We start from the raw sequence: 16,618 nt of genomic DNA on the forward strand, positions 1-16,618 counted from the left end.
TCGAGGAGGACCATCCCATGGCCACCAACACCCCCCTCGCCGACCTCTCCGCGGCCGGCGTCTCCGTCTGGCTGGACGACCTGTCCCGCCAACGCATCGAGTCCGGCAACCTGACGTCGCTGATCGAGGACTACGAGGTCGTCGGCGTCACCAGCAACCCGACGATCTTCGCGAGCGCCTTCGCGGACGCCGACCACTACGCCGAAGACCTCGACGCGTTCGCCGCGCGCGGCACCTCGGTCGAGGACGCGATCCGCGAGCTCACCACCGGCGACGTCCGCCGCGCCTGCGACGTGTTCCGCGGCGTGTGGCAGCAGACCGGCGGCGTCGACGGGCGCGTGTCGCTCGAGGTCGACCCCGGCAAGGCCCACGACACCGAGGCCACCGTGGCCGAGGCCGCCGACCTCTGGAAGACGGTCGACCGGCCCAACCTGATGATCAAGATCCCGGCCACCCGCGAGGGCATCCCGGCGATCACGCGCACGCTCGCCGAGGGCATCAGCGTCAACGTCACCCTGATCTTCTCGGTGCAGCGCTACCGCGAGGTCATGGAGGCCTACCTCGCCGGCATGGAGCAGGCCCGCGCCAACGGCCACGACCTGACCGGCATGGCCTCGGTCGCGTCCTTCTTCGTCTCGCGCGTCGACTCCGAGGTCGACAAGCGCCTCGACGCGATCGGCACCGACGCCGCGCTCAACCTGCGCGGCACCGCGGCGATCGCCAACGCCCGACTGGCCTACGCCGCGTTCGGAGAGGTGTTCGGCACCGAGCGCTGGGCGGCCCTCAAGGGCGCCGGCGCCAAGCCGCAGCGCCCGCTGTGGGCGTCGACCGGCGTGAAGAACAAGGCCTACCCGGACACGCTCTACGTCACCGAACTGGTCGCGCCGAACACCGTGAACACGATGCCGGAGTCCACGCTGAAGGCGTTCGCCGACCACGGCGAGCTGCACGGCGACGCCGTGACGGGCACCGAGGACGCGGCCCGCGAGGTGTTCGCGAGCCTCGCCCACGTCGGTATCGACGTCGACGACGTCTACCAGGTGCTCGAGGACGAGGGCGTCACGAAGTTCGACGACTCGTGGTCGGAGCTCACCGCGACGGTGTCCGACCAGCTCACGCGCCGCAGCCCGGGGCAGAAGTGAGCGCCGGCGGCCGTGACTCCGTCGGGGTCCGCATCGTCGACCAGACGCTCGCGGACTCCTCGAACGCGCTGGTCGAGAAGCTCGTCGGCGACGGCGCGGCGTCCAAGCTCTCGGCGAAGGACGCCACACTGTGGGGCCCCGACGCCGAACCCGAGGCCGGCAAGCGCCTGAACTGGGTGAACCTGCACGAGACGTCCCGCCCGCTGGTGGACGAGCTCGCCGCGCTGCGCCGGGACCTGCACGACGACGGCGTCGACCGCGTCGTGCTCGCGGGCATGGGAGGCTCCTCGCTCGCGCCGGAGGTCATCTGCGCGACGCGCTCGGGCGGTCCGGTCGGCGGCGAGTTCCCGCTCGTCGTGCTCGACACCACCGACCCGATGCAGGTCTCCGACGCGCTCGCCGGCGACCTGACCCGCACCGTGCTCGTCGTGTCGTCGAAGTCCGGCGGCACGGTCGAGACCGACAGCCAGCGCCGGGTGTTCGCCGAGGTCTTCGAGGCCAACGGCATCGACGCCGCGTCGCGCATGGTCGTCGTCACCGACCCGGGCACGAAGCTCGGCGACCTGGCGCGCGAGCAGGGCTATCGCACGTTGATCGAGGCCGACCCCGGGGTCGGTGGGCGCTACTCGGCGCTGACGGCGTTCGGCCTGGTGCCCTCGGCGCTCACGGGCGTCGACATCGGCGAGCTGCTCGACGAGGCCGCCGCGGTGGCCCCGGACCTCGCCCGCGACAGCGCCGACAACCCGGCGGTCGTGCTCGCGGCGGCGATGGCCGCGGCCCACAACGCCGGCGCGGAGAAGCTCGTCCTCGCCGACACCGGCTCCGGGCTGATCGGCTTCGGCAACTGGGCCGAGCAGCTCATCGCCGAGTCCACGGGCAAGCAGGGCACCGGCCTGCTCCCGGTGGTCGTGGAGGGCCGACCCCCATCGGATCCTGGGACCGCCCCCGGCTTCAGCGACCACGGCACCGACGCCACGCCCGTGGCGATCGGCCCCGCGGACGCGCGCGCGCAGGTGTCGGTCACGGGCACGCTCGGCGGGCAGTTCCTGCTCTGGGAGCACGCGGTCGCGCTGGCCGGGCGCCTCATCGGCATCAACCCGTTCGACCAGCCGGACGTGGAGTCGGCGAAGCAGGCCACGCGCGACCTGCTCTCCTTCGCCGAGAGCGGTTCCGGGGACGCGAGGTCGAACGGGGGGGCCGACGACGCGCCGATCGCGACGGACGGAGTCATCGAGATCCGCGCCGTGGGCGACGCGGACTGGCTCGGGTCGCCGGACACGGTGATCGACGCGATCCAGGCGCTGGTGAACGCCGCGCCGGACCACGGCTACATCGCGGTCCAGGCCTACCTCGACCGGCTCGACGACGCCTCGTTCGCGACGCTGCGCCCCGAGCTCGCCAAGGCCACGGGCCTGCAGACGACGTTCGGGTGGGGCCCGCGGTTCCTGCACTCCACCGGCCAGTACCACAAGGGCGGCCATCAGAACGGCGTGTTCCTGCAGATCACGGGCTCGGTCGCCGACGACCTGGCGATCCCCGGCCAGCCGTTCTCGTTCGGCACCCTCGAGCACGCGCAGGCCCGCGGCGACGCCGGGGTGCTCGCGCAGGCCAAGAACGGGGGGCCAAGAGGAGAGATCCCTGGCCGTCCCGTCCTGCGGCTGCACCTGGCCGACCGCGCGGCCGGGCTGGTGGCGCTGGCGAACGCGGTGCAGGCGGTGAGTCGGTGACCCCTGCGACGGGGCACGCGGACTGGATCAACCCGCTGCGCGACGCGCGGGACAAACGGCTCCCGCGCATCGCCGGGCCCTCGGGTCTGGTGCTGTTCGGCGTGACCGGCGACCTGGCGCGCAAGAAGCTCATGCCGGCCATCTACGACCTGGCCAACCGCGGCCTGCTGCCGCCGGGCTTCGCGCTCGTCGGGTTCGCGCGCCGCGACTGGGCCGACCAGGACTTCGCCGAGGTCGTGCACGACGCGGTGCGCGAGCACTCCCGCACGCCGTTCCGCCAGGAGGTGTGGGACCGCCTGGCCGAGGGCCTGCGGTTCGTGCAGGGCACGTTCGACGACGACGAGGCGTTCGACAACCTCGCCGCGTGCGTCGCCGAGCTGGACAACGAGCGCGGCACCAACGGCAACCACGCGTTCTACCTGTCGATCCCGCCGTCGGCGTTCCCGACCGTCTGCAAGCAGCTCTCGCGGTCGGGGCTGGCCGACGACGAGGGCGACGTCTGGCGCCGTGTCGTGATCGAGAAGCCGTTCGGGCACGATCTGCACTCGGCGCAGGAGCTCAACGGGATCGTCAACGACGTCTTCCCCGAGGACTCGGTCTTCCGGATCGACCACTACCTCGGCAAGGAGACCGTCCAGAACCTGCTGGCCCTGCGCTTCGCCAACGAGCTGTTCGAGCCGATCTGGAACGCCCACCACGTCGACCACGTGCAGATCACCATGGCCGAGGACATCGGGGTGGGCGGCCGGGCCGGCTACTACGACGGCATCGGCGCGGCCCGCGACGTCATCCAGAACCACCTGCTGCAGCTGCTCGCGCTCACCGCGATGGAGGAGCCGGTCTCCTTCTCGCCGCACGACCTGCGCGAGGAGAAGATCAAGGTCCTGTCGGCCACCACGCTGGCCGAGCCGATCGACGAGACCACCGCCCGCGGCCAGTACACCGCGGGGTGGCAGGGCAGCTCGGAGGTCAAGGGCCTGCAGCAGGAGGAGGGCTTCCCGCCCGACTCGGTCACCGAGACCTACGCGGCGATCACCTGCGCGGTGAACACCCGACGCTGGGCGGGTGTGCCGTTCTACCTGCGGACCGGCAAGCGCCTGGGCCGGCGTGTCACCGAGATCGCCGTGGTGTTCAAGCGGGCCCCGCACCTGCCGTTCGACCAGACCATGACCGAGGAGCTCGGCCAGAACGCGCTGGTCGTACGCGTGCAGCCGGACGAGGGCGTCACCCTGCGGTTCGGCTCGAAGGTGCCGGGCTCGGGCATGGAGGTCCGCGACGTCACGATGGACTTCGGCTACGGCACGGCGTTCACCGAGGCCTCGCCGGAGGCCTACGAACGCCTGCTGCTCGACGTCCTGCTCGGCGAGCCGTCGCTGTTCCCGACCAACACCGAGGTCGAGCTGTCCTGGCGGATCCTCGACCCGGTGATCGACAAGTGGCACCGCGAGGGCTCCCCCGACAGCTACGCGGCCGGCACGTGGGGCCCTCCGTCGGCCGACGCGCTGCTCGAGCGCACCGGCCGCCAGTGGCGCCGACCCTAGATCGCCCACCCGATCTCGCAAAGGAGACAACGGTGATCGTGGACCTGCCGTCGACCGACACGTCGGCGGTCAACCGCACGATGGTCGACCTGCGCGAGAGCGCGGGGGCGGTCGCGCTGGGGCGCGTCCTGACGCTGCTGATCATCACCGAGGACGGTCCGGAGGCCGAGGCCGCCATCCAGGCCGCCAACGACGCGAGCCGTGAGCACCCCTGCCGCGTGCTCGTCCTCGCCCGTGGTGTGCGCCGGGCGGCCTCGCGCCTCGACGCGCAGATCCGCATCGGCGGCGACGCCGGTGCCAGCGAGGTCATCGTGCTGCGCATGTACGGGCCGTTGGCCGACCAGGGCGGGGCGATCGTCGTGCCGCTGCTGCTGCCCGACGCGCCGATCGTGGCGTGGTGGCCGGGCGAGGCGCCCGCGGTGCCGGCCGAGGACCCGGTGGGCAGTGTCGCCGGGCGGCGGATCACCGATGTGTCGGCCGCGAAGTCGCCGTCGAAGGCGCTGGGCAAGCTGCGCCAGCGCTACCACCCGGGCGACACCGACCTCGCGTGGAGCCGCATCACGAGCTGGCGCGCGCTGCTCACGGCCGCGCTCGACCAGCCTCCGCACGAGCGGATCACCGGGGCCACCGTGTCCGGGGCGCCGGATTCCGCGTCGACCGACCTGCTCGCGGGCTGGCTGTCGTCGCGCCTGCACTGCCCGGTGGCGCGCAAGAACGAGGACGTGCCCGGCGGCCAGGGCGGCCAGATCGCCGCGGTGCGCCTCGACCGCGCGAGCGGGCCGGTGGAGCTGCGCCGCCTCGACGCCAAGAGCGCGGTCCTCTCGCAGGCGGGCCAGCCCGATCGCCGTGTCGCGCTCTCCCGGCGCACGGTGCGCGAGTGCCTCGCCGAGGAGCTGCGCCGTCTCGACCCGGACGACATCTTCGCCGAGGCGCTCGCGGCCTCGCAGAACAAGCCGACGGGACGCTCGCGGTCGTCGTCGAGGAAGGTGAGCGCGTGACCGGGCCGGAGATCGTCGTCCACGCGGACGAGGACACCGCCGCCCGCGACGCCGCCGACCGCCTGCTGACCGCGCTCGCCGCCGCCCAGGCCGCACGGGGGATCGCCTCCGTGGTGCTCACCGGCGGCGGGATCGGCATCGCGATGCTCCGGGAGGTCGCGGCCTTGGTCGACAGGGTGGTGGTCGACAGGGCGGTGGTCGACAGGGCGGTGGTCGACAAGGCGGTGGTCGACGAGGGGGCGCGCCGTGACGCCGTCGACTGGAGTGCGGTCGAGGTGTTCTGGGGCGACGAGCGCTTCGTCCCGGCCGGGGACCCCGAGCGCAACGACGTGCAGGCTCGCGCCGCGCTGCTCGACGCGCTGCCGCTCGACCCGGCGCGGATCCATCCGATGGCGGCCTCCGACGCGCCCGAGGACGCCGGCGGCGGCGACCCGGACCTCGCGGCCGACGCGTACGCGAAGACGCTCTCGGCGGCCGCGACTCGGCTGGGCGGCGCGGACGCGATCCCCGCCTTCGACGTGCTGCTCGCCGGCTGCGGTTCCGAGGGGCACGTGCTGTCGGTCTTCCCCGACTCCCCCGCCGTGCACGCCGCCGCCGCCGGTGTGGTCGGCGTGCGTGACTGCCCCAAGCCGCCGCCCACGCGGGTGAGCCTCACGCTGCCTGCGGCCCGCCACGCACGGGAGATCTGGCTCGTGGCCGCCGGGGACGGCAAGGCCGAGGCGCTCGCACGGGCGCACGGCGGCGCGTCCGAGGTCGACGTCCCGGTGGCGGGGCTGCGTGGGGTCGAGCGGACGCTGTGGCTGCTCGACGAGGCGGCCGCGGCGCAGCTGTAGGGCGGCCCGGTACGGCAGCGAACGTGGTGTTCGCTGCCTCTATGCGTCGGAAGTCCGCGTTCGCACCGTTGCCGGCGCCTCCCAGGGCCGCAGGCTGCGCTCGAAGAGCTCCCAGCAGCGGCGGTGGGCGAGCCAGGTGCGCACGAGCCGGAGGTCCGAGGCGGGCGTGTGCTCGCGCGTCGGGGTGGACGGCCACATCGGGTCGCGGCCGGTCGGGTCGCCGGTGGTACGGGAGTCGGCACCGTAGCGCGCGACGAGCAGGAGCCCGGCGACGATCGCGACGCCGAGCACGGTGACGGTGATGACCATCGGACGCTCCTCGGGGAGAAGTGGCTGAACGTCATCCAGAGTGGCCCCTATTGGCAGGTCTTCACAGAGCCAATCACCGGCAAGTGGCAGCCACAATGGCAGAAGTGGCAGACTGCGTGGCGTGGACGACCACCTCGGTGCCGGCAGCCTGGCCCGCCTCCTCGGCGGATGGCGCGAGGGCGCCGGGCCGGGGGTGAGCGCGCAGGCCGCGCTGGCGGGCCGTGTCGCCACGCTGCTCTCCGACGGACGCCTCGCGGTGGGGACGCGGGTGCCCAGCGAGCGCGAGCTCGCCGTGGTCCTCGGCGTCGGGCGCGGGACCGTCGCGGCCGCCTACCAGGAGCTGCGTGAGGACGGGTACCTCGTCCGTCGCCGCGGGTCGGGGACGTGGACGGCGTCGCCCACGACCTCGGGGCCGGGTACGACCGGCGCCGCTCCGCTCGACGGCGCGCTGCCCGTCGGACCCTCCGCGATCGCGCCCTTCGCGCCCATGGGGACACCGGTGGGACAGCCCGGCGACCGCGCGGTCATCGACCTCGCGCACGCGGCCCCCTGGGCGCCGATGGAGGCGATGAGCGCCGCGGCGACCCGCGCCCTCGCCGAGCTGCCCACGCACCTGACCTCCACCGGGTACGACGTCCTCGGTCTGCCCGCGCTGCGCGAGGCCGTCGCCGCGCGGCTCACCGCCCAGGGCCTGCGCACCTCCCCCGACGAGGTGATGATCACCGCCGGCGCCCAGCACGCCCACTCCCTGGTGGCCCGCACGCTGGTGCGCCCCGGCGACCGGGTGCTCATCGAGCAGCCCACCTACCCCGGCGCGATCGACCTGTGCCGCCACGTCTCCGCGCGCGCGGTGCCGGTCGCGATGGTGGAGGACTCGGGAGACGAGGCGCACCGGAGCTCGGCCATCGGTACCGCGAGCGGGCGCCCGGGCTGGGATCTCGACGCGCTGTCCGCGGCCATGCGGGCCGCGACGCCCACCCTCGGCTACCTCGTCGTCGATCACCAGAACCCCACGGGCGCGGTGATGAGCCCGGAGTCCCGGGCCGCGGTCGTCGCCGCCGCCGGCCGCCACGGCGTCACGCTGGTCGTCGACGACTGCCTGCGTGAGATGTGGCTCGACACCCCGGTGCCGCCGCCGCTGGGCGCCTGGGCCGGAGCCGGCGGCACGCCCGTGATCACCACCGGCGGGCTGTCGAAGACCGTCTGGGGCGGCCTGCGCATCGGCTGGCTGCGGGCCCCGCGGACCCTCCTGCGCCGGATCGCGGCCGCCCGGGCCTCCGACGACATCTCCACGCCGGTGCTCGAGCAGCTCGTGGCGGTCGGGCTCCTCGAGCGACTCGACGAGCTGGTGGAGCAGAGCCGCGGGGTGCTCGGCGCGCGTCGTGACCACCTGCGCGGGGCGCTCGCGCGGGCCCTGCCGGAGTGGCGGGTGCCGAACCCCTCGGGCGGCTTCAGCCTCTGGGTCGATCTCGGTGTCCCGCGCTCGAGCGCCCTGGTGGAGGCGGCAGGGCGCTACGGCGTGCACCTCGCCGCCGGCCCCCGGTTCGCCACCGGCGGAGCGTTCGAGCAGTACCTGCGCCTGCCCTACACCCTCTCCCCCGACGCCCTCGACGACGCCGTGGCCCGGCTCGCCGAGGCGTGGGACTCCCTCGGCGTCGACACCAGCACGCTCACGACCGTCGTGTGAGCCCGCGGGGGTCCCGCTGGTCGGTCTGCCACGGCCGCAGGCTGCGGTCGTAGGCGGCCCACAGCTGCCGGTGGGCGTTGACCCGGTGGGCCAGCTCGCCGAGCAGGACCGCGTCCCCGCGCAGCGTGTGCGGGCGCCGCGTCACCGGCCAGGCCGGATCGCGCCCCGTCGGGTCCTCGCCGCTGCGGCTGTCCACGCCGTAGCGCGCGACCGCCAGGAACCCGACCACCAGGAGCACCCCGAAGAACGTGACCATCTCGACCATCCCCTCGTCTGTCTTGCCGTGGGGACGATTCTTCAAGGCCCGGACCCTGGACTCCATGGCGTTCTCACGGGGATAGTGGCGACATGACTGCAGTTTCCGAAGGCCGAGCCGCACCGCGCCTGGAGAACGACAAGCTGCTCGACGAGACCAACCGCCGCATCCTCGCGGAGCTGGAGAACGACCCCCGCCAGAGCATGTCGGCGCTCGGCCGGCGGGTCGGGATGTCGGCCCCGGCGGTCACCGAGCGGGTGCAGCGCCTCGAGCGCACGGGGGTGATCCGGGGTTACCGCCTCGACATCGACCCGGCGGCCCTCGGCTACCCCATCGCCGCGTGGGTGCGCGTCCGCCCGGCCCTGGGCCAGGGGAGGATCTCCGAGCAGCTCGCGGCCCGGCAGCCCGAGGTCGTCGAGTGCCACAAGATCACCGGAGAGGACTGCCTGCTCCTGCGCGTGCAGGTCCGCGACGTGTCCGACCTCGACCGCGTCCTCGAGATCTGGCAGGACCACGCGGCCACCGTCACGTCGGTGATCAAGTCCACCCCGGTCGAGCTGCGGAACATGCCCACCGACTCCTGATCTCCGACATTCGGGGACGGATGCCTCAGCACGGCACCGGACGCTCGCGGGTCCTCCGGTGGCGGTGCATGATCGGGCTCCCTGGTGACGGTCGGGAGGAGCGCGACATGGCCGGAGGCGACGTCGCGGTGGGAGTGGACGGCAGCGACGGCTCGCGGGCCGCGCTCGGCTACGCGATGGACGAGGCGGCCCGCCGGGGCGTCCGGGTCCACGCGATCACCGCCTACGCGGGACCGGACGTGTGGTCGACGGCGGAAGGGATCGTCCCCGATGCGCAGGTGCTGCACGACGCGGCGCAGCGCGAGCTGAGCGGCGCGCTCGAGGAGGTCTCGGCGGCGCGCCGCGACCAGGGGCTCCCCGTCCCAGGGGTCCGCGCCGAGGTCGCCATGGGCCCGGCGTCGACGGTGCTGCTCCACCACGCGCGCGGGGCGTCGGTGCTCGTCGTCGGGCACCGCGGACGGGGCGGGCTGGCGAGCCGGTTCATCGGGTCGGTCGGCCTCAGCGCCGTGATCCACGCGGAGTGCACCGTCGTGGTGGTCAGGGATTAGACCCGCCTAGCTCACGATCACGTCGAGCACCCTCGGCACGGGCGCGCGCAACGCGTCGGCGAGGGCCGGCTCGAGCTCGTCCGGATGCTCGACGCGCACGCCCGCGACGCCCTGACCGGCGGCCAGGGCCACGAAGTCCAGACCGGGCAGCGCGGTGCCCACCGGCTTGGTGATGCCGAAGTGCTCGGCGAACTGGTCGAGGGCGCGGTAGCGGGCGTTGTGCACCACGACGACCGTCAGCGGCACCCCGAGCTGCGCGGCCGACCAGAGCGCCTGGATGCCGTACATGGCCGAGCCGTCGCCGACCAGCGCGATCACCCGCTCCGAGCGCGCCAGCGCCATCCCCACCGCGGCGGGCAGCCCGTGGCCCAGTCCCCCGCTCGCGCAGGTGAAGAAGCTCCCGGCCCGGTCGAAGGGCAGGTGGGCGTGCATCGGCCCGCGCGTGGCCGGCGCCTCCTCGACGACCACGGAGTCGGCGGGGCGCAGGTCGGCGAGGGTCTGCAGCAGCAGCGCCTCGGTGATGACGTCGCCGTCCACCGCGACGCGCTCCACCGACGGGGCAGGAGCCGGCAGCGGGCGATCCGGCGGGGGTGGCCCGCCGAGCAGCGCCCGCACGCCGTGCCGCACGCCGGTGACCACCGAGGTCCCGACGGGCGACCAGGCCGCGTGGGCCGGGTCCTCGGTGAGCTGCACCAGCTCGGTGCCCTCGGGCACGGCGGTCTCGCCCGGCCCACCGCTCGGACCAGTGCCCTCGGTGTGGAACGGGAACACCGGCGACCCGAGCACCAGCACGAGATCGTGGGCGTCGAGCGCGGCGCGGATGCCGTCGTGCGCCGCGGGGAGGAAGCCGCCGAAGAGCCGGTGGCGCTCGGGGAAGCCGCAGCGCGGGGACATCGGCGCGACGTAGACCCTTGCCGCGTGCCGCTCGGCGAGCGCGACCACGTCGGCGAAGGCGCCGTCGCGGTCCACCTCACCGCCGACCAGGAACGCGGGCGAGCGCGCAGCGGCGAGGCGGTCGGCGATGTCGGCGAGCACGTCGGGATCCCCGGCCACCGTCCCCGCCACCGCGTGCGCGGGCACCGCCGTGGCGGGCCGGTCCCAGTCGTCCACCGGCACCGAGAGCAGCACCGGGCCGCACGGCGGGGTCGTGGCGACGTGGATCGCCCGGGCCAGCGTCGCGGGCACGTCCATCGCGCGGGCCGGCTCGCGGCTGAACTTGACGTACGGCTCGGGGAACTCCGCGGGGCGCTCGGCGAACAGGAACGGCTCGCCGGTCAACAGCGAGCGGGCCTGCTGGCCGGCGACGAGCACCAGCGGCGTGCGGTTGCGGAACGCGGTGAACACATTGCCCAGGCCGTGCCCGACCCCGGCGGCGGAGTGCAGGTTCACGAGCGCCGCCCGCCCGGTGCCCTGCGCGTACCCGTCGGCTGTGCCCACCGCCACCGACTCCTGCAGGCCGAGCACATAGCGGAAGTCGTCGGGGAAGTCGCGGAACATCGGCAGCTCGGTCGAGCCCGGGTTGCCGAAGATCGTCGTGATGCCGTGGCGGCGCAGTACGGCGAGGGACGCCTCGCGGACGGTCACCATGCCGCCACCCCACCACGGCACGGTGCCGGTCGGCGAGGCACCTCCCGCTGCGTGGAACCCCTGGGTCGTGGGGATTCCGACGAAGGGCGCCCCTCGCCCGTCTATCCGACCGACGGTGCCCTTCGGTCAGCAACCCCGGGTCACACCGAGGGCTCGTCGACGAGGTCGCCCGACAGATACTCCTGGTACGCGGCGAGGTCGAGCAGGCCGTGGCCGCAATAGTTGAAGAGGATCACGCGCTCCTCGTTCTCCTGCGTCGCGTCGTCGGCCTCCTGGATCACCGACGCGATGGCGTGGCCGGCCTCCGGCGCCGGGACCTTGCCCTCGACGCGGGCGAACAGCACTCCTGCCTCGAACACCGCGCGCTGGCGGTGCGCCACCGCCTCCATCCGGCCCTCGTGGACCAGCTTGGAGATGATCGGCGAGTCGCCGTGGTAGCGCAGCCCGCCGGCGTGGATGCCGGGCGGCACGAAGTCGTGGCCGAGGGTGTACATGTTCATCAGCGGCGTGAACCCGGCGGTGTCGCCGAAGTCGTACTCGTAGCGGCCCCGGGTGAGCGTCGGGCAGGAGGCCGGCTCGGCCGCGAGCAGGCGGACCGACGGGTCGGGCAGGAACGGCAGCGCGACGCCGCCGAGGTTCGAGCCGCCGCCGCACGGGGCGACGACGACGTCCGGGCGGATCTCCCCCGCGCTCGCCAGCTGCTGCTGCGCCTCGAGACCGATGACGGTCTGGTGCAGCAGCACGTGGTTGAGCACCGAGCCCAGTGCGTAGTGCGTGTCGTCGCGCCCGACGGCGTCGCGGACCGCGTCGGAGATCGCGGCGCCGAGCGAGCCGGGGTGACCGGGGTCGTCGATCGGGGACGGGACGACCGTGCCACCCCAGGTCTCCATGATCACCTTGCGGTAGGGCTTCTGCTCGAAGCTCTTGCGCACCATGTAGACCGCGCACTCGAGGTCGTACTGCGCGCACGCGAACGCCAGCGCCGTGCCCCACTGGCCCGCGCCGGTCTCGGTGGACAGGCGCGTCATGCCCTCCTCGGCGTTGTAGAACGCCTGGGGGACCGCGGAGTTCGGCTTGTGCGACCCGGCGGGCGACACCGACTCGTCCTTGAAGTAGATCCGCGCGGTGGTGCCCAGCGCCTTCTCGAGGCGGCGGGCACGGATCAGCGGTGTGGGTCGCCAGAGGCGCAGGACGTCGAGGACCTCACCCGGAATGTCGATCCACGGGTCGGCCGACATCTCCTGACCGATCAGCTCCTGCGCGAAGAGCGGGGCGAGGTCGTCGGGGCCGACGGGCTCCCGCGTCCCCGGGTGCAGCGGCGGGTCGAGCGGTCCCCCGTACAGCGCCGCGAGATGCGGCGCCACGTTGAACCACGCCGTCGGCAAGGCCGACTGCGGGAGGGAGAAGCGGGTGTCGGTGACGTCGGTGGGGGCCGCCATGCCCTGGATCGTCTCAGCGCGGGCAGCCCGGGAGAAGGCTCAGCTCTCGCCGCGTCGGGCGCGCAGCTTCGCCAGCGCCTCGTCGAGCAGCGCCTCGCCGTCGGCGTCGGAGCGGCGCTCCTTCACGTAGGCCAGATGGGTCTTGTAGGGCTCGGTGCGCTTCGCCGGCGGCGGGTTCTTCTCGTCGGTGTTGGCCGGCAGCCCGCAGCGGGGGCAGTCCCACGACGTGGGGATCTCCGCGTCGACCGCGAAGGACGGGCGCGTCTCGTGCCCGTTGGAGCACCAGAAGGAGATCACGGTGCGCGCCGCGCTCTCCCCGCGCTCGGACTCCCCCATGGGGCCCGAACCCACCCGGGTGCCTCGGATCGCGTTGCCAGTCGCCATCGCCGGAGTACCTCCGCGTCCAGGGGCGGCCCGGCGCAGGAGGCCCGGGCCGCCCGTCAGCCTTCGATCTTGACGAGCAGCCCGGTGCCGACGATCGAGATCAGCCAGATGGCGCCCACGAACAGGGTGAGCCGGTCGAGGTTCTTCTCGACGACGCTCGACCCGGCCAGGCTCGACTGGACCCCGCCGCCGAACAGCGACGACAACCCGCCGCCCCGCCCGCGGTGCAGCAGCACCAGCAGCACCAGCAGGACGCTGGACGCGATGAGCAGGATGTCGAGGAACAGTCGCATGTCGGTGTCCGAGACCTCCGGGTGCCGACCCCGCCCGGTCTGAGCGGGGTTCTGGCCGTCCCGACGTGCGGGATCGGCGCTTGTCGTGCACGATACCCCGCCCCGGTGACGGGACGGCGTCGACCCGGCCCCCGAACGGGGCATCGTGCCCGGGACGTCAGGGAAGCGGCCCGCCCGCGGCCAGCGCGCACAGTTCCGCGAAGCCCTCCGGGTCGAGGCTCGCGCCGCCGACCAGGGCGCCGTCGACGTCGTCGGACGTGACGAGGTCGGCGACGTTGTTCGCCTTCACCGAGCCGCCGTAGAGGATGCGCAGACCGTCGGCGACCGGCCCGCCGTGCACCTCGCGGACCCGCTCGCGCAGTGCGTGGCACACCTCCTGGGCGTCGGAGACGCCGGCGGTCTTGCCGGTGCCGATCGCCCACACCGGCTCGTACGCCACGACGATCTTCGCGACGTCGTCGCCGGAGAGCCCCTTCAGCGCGGCGTCGAGCTGACCGGTGCAGTGCCCGACGTGCTCGCCGGCGTCGCGGACCTCCTCGCCCTCCCCCAGGCACAGGATCGGGGTGAGGCCGTGGCGCAGGGCCGCGCGCACCTTGCGGTTGACCAGCTCGTCGTCCTCGCCGTGGATCGTGCGGCGCTCGGAGTGCCCGACGACCACCCAGGTGCAGCCGAGCTTCGCGAGCATCGCCCCCGACACGTCACCGGTGAACGCCCCGGAGTCCTCCGGCGAGAGGTCCTGGCCGCCGTAGGTGATCGGCATCGAGTCCGCGTCCACGAGCGTCTGGACGCTGCGCAGGTCGGTGAACGGCGGGAGCACCGCGACGTCGACGACGTCGAAGTATTTGCCGGGCAGCGCGAACGCGAGCTTCTGGGTCACCCCGATGGCCTCGAGGTGGTTGAGGTTCATCTTCCAGTTGCCGGCGATGAGCGGCTTGCGGGCCATCAGGCTTCCTCTCGGGGCGAGCGCAGCGACGGGGCGATCATTCGAGCACGGCGATGCCCGGCAGGACCTGGCCCTCGAGGAACTCCAGCGAGGCGCCGCCGCCGGTCGAGATGTGGCCGAAACGGCTCTCGTCCAGGCCCGCCGCGCGGATCGCCGACGCCGAGTCCCCGCCGCCGATGACGCTGAAGGCGTCCGAGTCCGCGACCGCCTCGGCGACCCCGGTGGTGCCCGCTGCGAACGGTGCCAACTCGAACACGCCCATCGGACCGTTCCAGAACACGGTCGCCGCGTCCGTCAGGTGCGAGCCGAAGAGCCGCACGGTCTCCGGGCCGACGTCGAGGCCCAGCCAGCCCGCCCCGGCGTCAGCCATCTCCGACACCGACACCGTGCGGGTCTGCGCGTCGGCCGAGAACTCCGACGCCACCACCACGTCGGTCGGCAGCACCAGCGTGTCGGCGTACTTGGTCAGCAGCTCCTGGCAGGTGTCGATCTGGTCGGACTCGAGCTTCGAGCCGCCGACGTCGTGGCCCTGCGCAGCGAGGAACGTGAAGCACATCGCGCCGCCGACCAGCAGCTTGTCGACCTTGGGCAGCAGGTTCGAGAGCACCCCGAGCTTGTCGGAGACCTTCGAGCCGCCGAGGATCACGACGTACGGGCGGGCGGGGTCGCCGACCAGCCGACGCAGCACCTCGGTCTCGCGGGCGACGAGGTCGCCGGCGTAGGCCGGGAGCCTGCGCGCCACGTCGACCACCGACGCCTGCTCGCGGTGCACCACGCCGAAGCCGTCGGAGACGAACGCGCTCGCCCGGTCGGGATCGTGGCTGGGCACCAGCGCCGCCAGCTCGCCCGCGAGCTGCTCGCGCTCCTCGGCGGTGCCGGTCTCGCGCGCGTCGCAGCGCACGTTGGCCAGCATGGCGATCCCCCCGGGTTCGAGGCGCCCGACCACGCTCTCGGCGGACTCGCCCACCACGTCCTTGGCGAGGAACACCCGCTCGTCGAGCAGCTGGCCGAGCCGCCCGGCGACCGCCGAGAGGCTCTCCACCTGGTCGCGCCCGGGCGGCGGGCCACCCTTCGGCCGACCGAGGTGCGCGGTGACGACGAGCTTCGCCCCGGCCTCGCGGAGCTTGCGGATCGTCGGGAGCGCAGCCTGGATGCGGCCGTCGTCGGTGATCGTATAGCCGTCGACGGGGACGTTGAGGTCGGCCCGGAGCAGCACGAACCGGTCCTGCACCCCGTCGGCGATGAGGTCGTCCAGGGTCTTCATCACGTGGTCCGGCTCCGCTGCGCTACCTGTCCCGACATCAGAGCTTGGAACCCACGAGCGTGGTCAGGTCGACGACGCGGTTGGAGTAGCCCCACTCGTTGTCGTACCAGCCGACGATCTTCACGGTGCGGTTGCCGAGCACCTTGGTCATGCCGGCGTCGAACGTGCAGGACGCGGGCTCGCCGACGATGTCGGTGGAGACGATCGGGTCCTCGGTGTAGACCAGCACGTTGCGCAGCTCGCCGTCGGCGGCCTTCTTGAACGCGGCGTTGACCTGCTCGACCGTGACGTCGCTGTTCAGCGTCGCGGTGAGGTCGGTGACCGAGCCGTCGATGACCGGCACGCGGTAGGCGAGGCCGTTGAGGCGGCCCTCGAGCTCCGGCAGCGCCAGCGCGGTGGCCTGAGCGGCACCGGTGGTGGTCGGGATGATGTTGTCCGCCGCGGCGCGGGCGCGACGCAGGTCCTTGTGGGGAGCGTCGTGGATCCGCTGGTCGCCGGTGTAGGCGTGGATCGTCGACATGAAGCCGGTCTCGAGACCGAACGCGTCGTGCAGCACCTTGATCATCGGCGCGACGCAGTTGGTGGTGCACGAGGCGTTGGACAGGATGCTCTGGCTGCCGTCGTAGGACGAGTCGTTGATGCCCATGACGACCGTGAGGTCCTCACCCTTGGCCGGGGCCGAGATGACGACCTTCTTGGCGCCGGCCTTGAGGTGCTTCCCGGCCGAATCGGCGTCAGTGAAGATCCCCGAGGACTCGATGACGACGTCGACGCCGAGGTCGCCCCACGGCAGCGACGCCGGGTCGCGCTCGGCGAGGGCCTGGATGCTGCGGCCGTTGACGACGAGCGCGTCGTCGGAGACCTCGATGGTGCCGTCGAAGCGGCCGTGCACCGAGTCGTACTTGAGCAGGTGCCCGAGCGTCTTGTTGTCGGTGATGTCGTTGACCGCGAGCACCTCGATGTCGGCGGTGCCCGCCGCGCGCTGCTTCTCGAGCGCGCGGAACACATTCCGTCCGATACGACCGAACCCGTTGATCCCGATACGGACCGTCACTGAACCTCGCCCTGCCTCTCGTGCCTCGG

Annotated in this window: 17 protein-coding genes; 8 read left to right on the top strand and 9 right to left on the bottom strand. The window is 73.2% G+C overall.

Going from position 1 to position 16,618, the window contains the following annotated elements; all coding sequences use genetic code 11:
- Window positions 1-17: 17 nt before the first annotated feature.
- The 5 genes from tal to pgl are packed head-to-tail and all read left to right on the top strand — an operon-like array spanning window position 18 to window position 6,241.
- Window positions 18-1,142 (top strand): transaldolase, encoded by a 1,125-nt coding sequence (gene tal, locus AC2A1K_RS07200; protein ID WP_483895632.1) that lies wholly within the window; start codon window positions 18-20, stop codon window positions 1,140-1,142.
- Window positions 1,139-2,869 (top strand): glucose-6-phosphate isomerase, encoded by a 1,731-nt coding sequence (locus AC2A1K_RS07205; protein ID WP_483895633.1) that lies wholly within the window; start codon window positions 1,139-1,141, stop codon window positions 2,867-2,869. Before tal ends, AC2A1K_RS07205 begins: the two co-directional genes overlap by 4 nt.
- Window positions 2,866-4,410: a glucose-6-phosphate dehydrogenase gene (zwf, locus tag AC2A1K_RS07210; protein ID WP_483895634.1), complete on the top strand. Its 1,545-nt coding sequence runs from the start codon at window positions 2,866-2,868 to the stop codon at window positions 4,408-4,410. The genes AC2A1K_RS07205 and zwf overlap by 4 nt, the downstream gene beginning before the upstream one ends.
- A 32-nt stretch (window positions 4,411-4,442) precedes the next feature.
- Complete coding sequence (locus AC2A1K_RS07215) at window positions 4,443-5,408, top strand: glucose-6-phosphate dehydrogenase assembly protein OpcA (RefSeq protein ID WP_483895635.1); 966 nt, start codon at window positions 4,443-4,445, stop codon at window positions 5,406-5,408.
- Window positions 5,405-6,241 carry a 6-phosphogluconolactonase gene (gene pgl, locus AC2A1K_RS07220; RefSeq protein ID WP_483895636.1) on the top strand — a complete coding sequence of 279 codons (837 nt, stop codon included), beginning with the start codon at window positions 5,405-5,407 and terminating at the stop codon, window positions 6,239-6,241. Before AC2A1K_RS07215 ends, pgl begins: the two co-directional genes overlap by 4 nt.
- A gap of 39 nt (window positions 6,242-6,280) precedes the next feature.
- Here pgl and AC2A1K_RS07225 read toward each other — a convergent pair whose 3' ends face one another.
- Window positions 6,281-6,550 (bottom strand): hypothetical protein, encoded by a 270-nt coding sequence (locus AC2A1K_RS07225; RefSeq protein ID WP_483895637.1) that lies wholly within the window; start codon window positions 6,548-6,550, stop codon window positions 6,281-6,283.
- 121 nt (window positions 6,551-6,671) lie between these two features.
- On the opposite strand from AC2A1K_RS07225, the gene yczR reads away from it, so the two are divergent.
- Complete coding sequence (gene yczR / locus AC2A1K_RS07230; RefSeq protein ID WP_483895638.1) at window positions 6,672-8,237, top strand: MocR-like transcription factor YczR; 1,566 nt, start codon at window positions 6,672-6,674, stop codon at window positions 8,235-8,237.
- Here yczR and AC2A1K_RS07235 read toward each other — a convergent pair.
- Window positions 8,221-8,538 (bottom strand): hypothetical protein, encoded by a 318-nt coding sequence (locus AC2A1K_RS07235; protein ID WP_483895639.1) that lies wholly within the window; start codon window positions 8,536-8,538, stop codon window positions 8,221-8,223. The genes yczR and AC2A1K_RS07235 overlap by 17 nt on opposite strands.
- A gap of 47 nt (window positions 8,539-8,585) precedes the next feature.
- Here AC2A1K_RS07235 and AC2A1K_RS07240 point away from each other — a divergent pair, with 47 nt between their 5' ends.
- Complete coding sequence (locus AC2A1K_RS07240; RefSeq protein WP_483895640.1) at window positions 8,586-9,077, top strand: Lrp/AsnC family transcriptional regulator; 492 nt, start codon at window positions 8,586-8,588, stop codon at window positions 9,075-9,077.
- A 107-nt stretch (window positions 9,078-9,184) separates the two neighbouring features.
- Window positions 9,185-9,625 carry a universal stress protein gene (locus tag AC2A1K_RS07245; RefSeq protein WP_483895641.1) on the top strand — a complete coding sequence of 147 codons (441 nt, stop codon included), beginning with the start codon at window positions 9,185-9,187 and terminating at the stop codon, window positions 9,623-9,625.
- 6 nt (window positions 9,626-9,631) lie between these two features.
- Here AC2A1K_RS07245 and mdlC read toward each other — a convergent pair whose 3' ends face one another.
- The 7 genes from mdlC to gap form a co-directional block, all read right to left on the bottom strand.
- Window positions 9,632-11,212 (bottom strand): benzoylformate decarboxylase, encoded by a 1,581-nt coding sequence (gene mdlC / locus AC2A1K_RS07250; RefSeq protein ID WP_483895642.1) that lies wholly within the window; start codon window positions 11,210-11,212, stop codon window positions 9,632-9,634.
- Window positions 11,213-11,352: 140 nt separating this feature from the next.
- Complete coding sequence (locus AC2A1K_RS07255; protein WP_483895643.1) at window positions 11,353-12,651, bottom strand: TrpB-like pyridoxal phosphate-dependent enzyme; 1,299 nt, start codon at window positions 12,649-12,651, stop codon at window positions 11,353-11,355.
- Window positions 12,652-12,690: 39 nt separating this feature from the next.
- Window positions 12,691-13,035, bottom strand: a complete 345-nt coding sequence (locus tag AC2A1K_RS07260; RefSeq protein WP_337698754.1) for an RNA polymerase-binding protein RbpA — start codon at window positions 13,033-13,035, stop codon at window positions 12,691-12,693.
- Window positions 13,036-13,091: 56 nt separating this feature from the next.
- Entirely contained in the window at window positions 13,092-13,328 is a 237-nt protein-coding gene (secG, locus tag AC2A1K_RS07265) for a preprotein translocase subunit SecG (protein WP_116707491.1), read from the bottom strand.
- 157 nt (window positions 13,329-13,485) lie between these two features.
- On the bottom strand, window positions 13,486-14,271 hold the full coding sequence (tpiA, locus tag AC2A1K_RS07270; RefSeq protein ID WP_483895644.1) for a triose-phosphate isomerase: 786 nt from the start codon (window positions 14,269-14,271) through the stop codon (window positions 13,486-13,488).
- A gap of 37 nt (window positions 14,272-14,308) precedes the next feature.
- Window positions 14,309-15,535 (bottom strand): phosphoglycerate kinase, encoded by a 1,227-nt coding sequence (locus AC2A1K_RS07275; RefSeq protein WP_483895862.1) that lies wholly within the window; start codon window positions 15,533-15,535, stop codon window positions 14,309-14,311.
- Between the two features lie 37 nt (window positions 15,536-15,572).
- Window positions 15,573-16,589, bottom strand: coding sequence for a type I glyceraldehyde-3-phosphate dehydrogenase (gene gap, locus AC2A1K_RS07280; protein ID WP_483895645.1), 1,017 nt, complete (start codon window positions 16,587-16,589; stop codon window positions 15,573-15,575).
- Window positions 16,590-16,618 lie beyond the last annotated feature (29 nt).

This window comes from Actinomycetospora sp. 2LY8.5, from assembly GCF_057180585.1.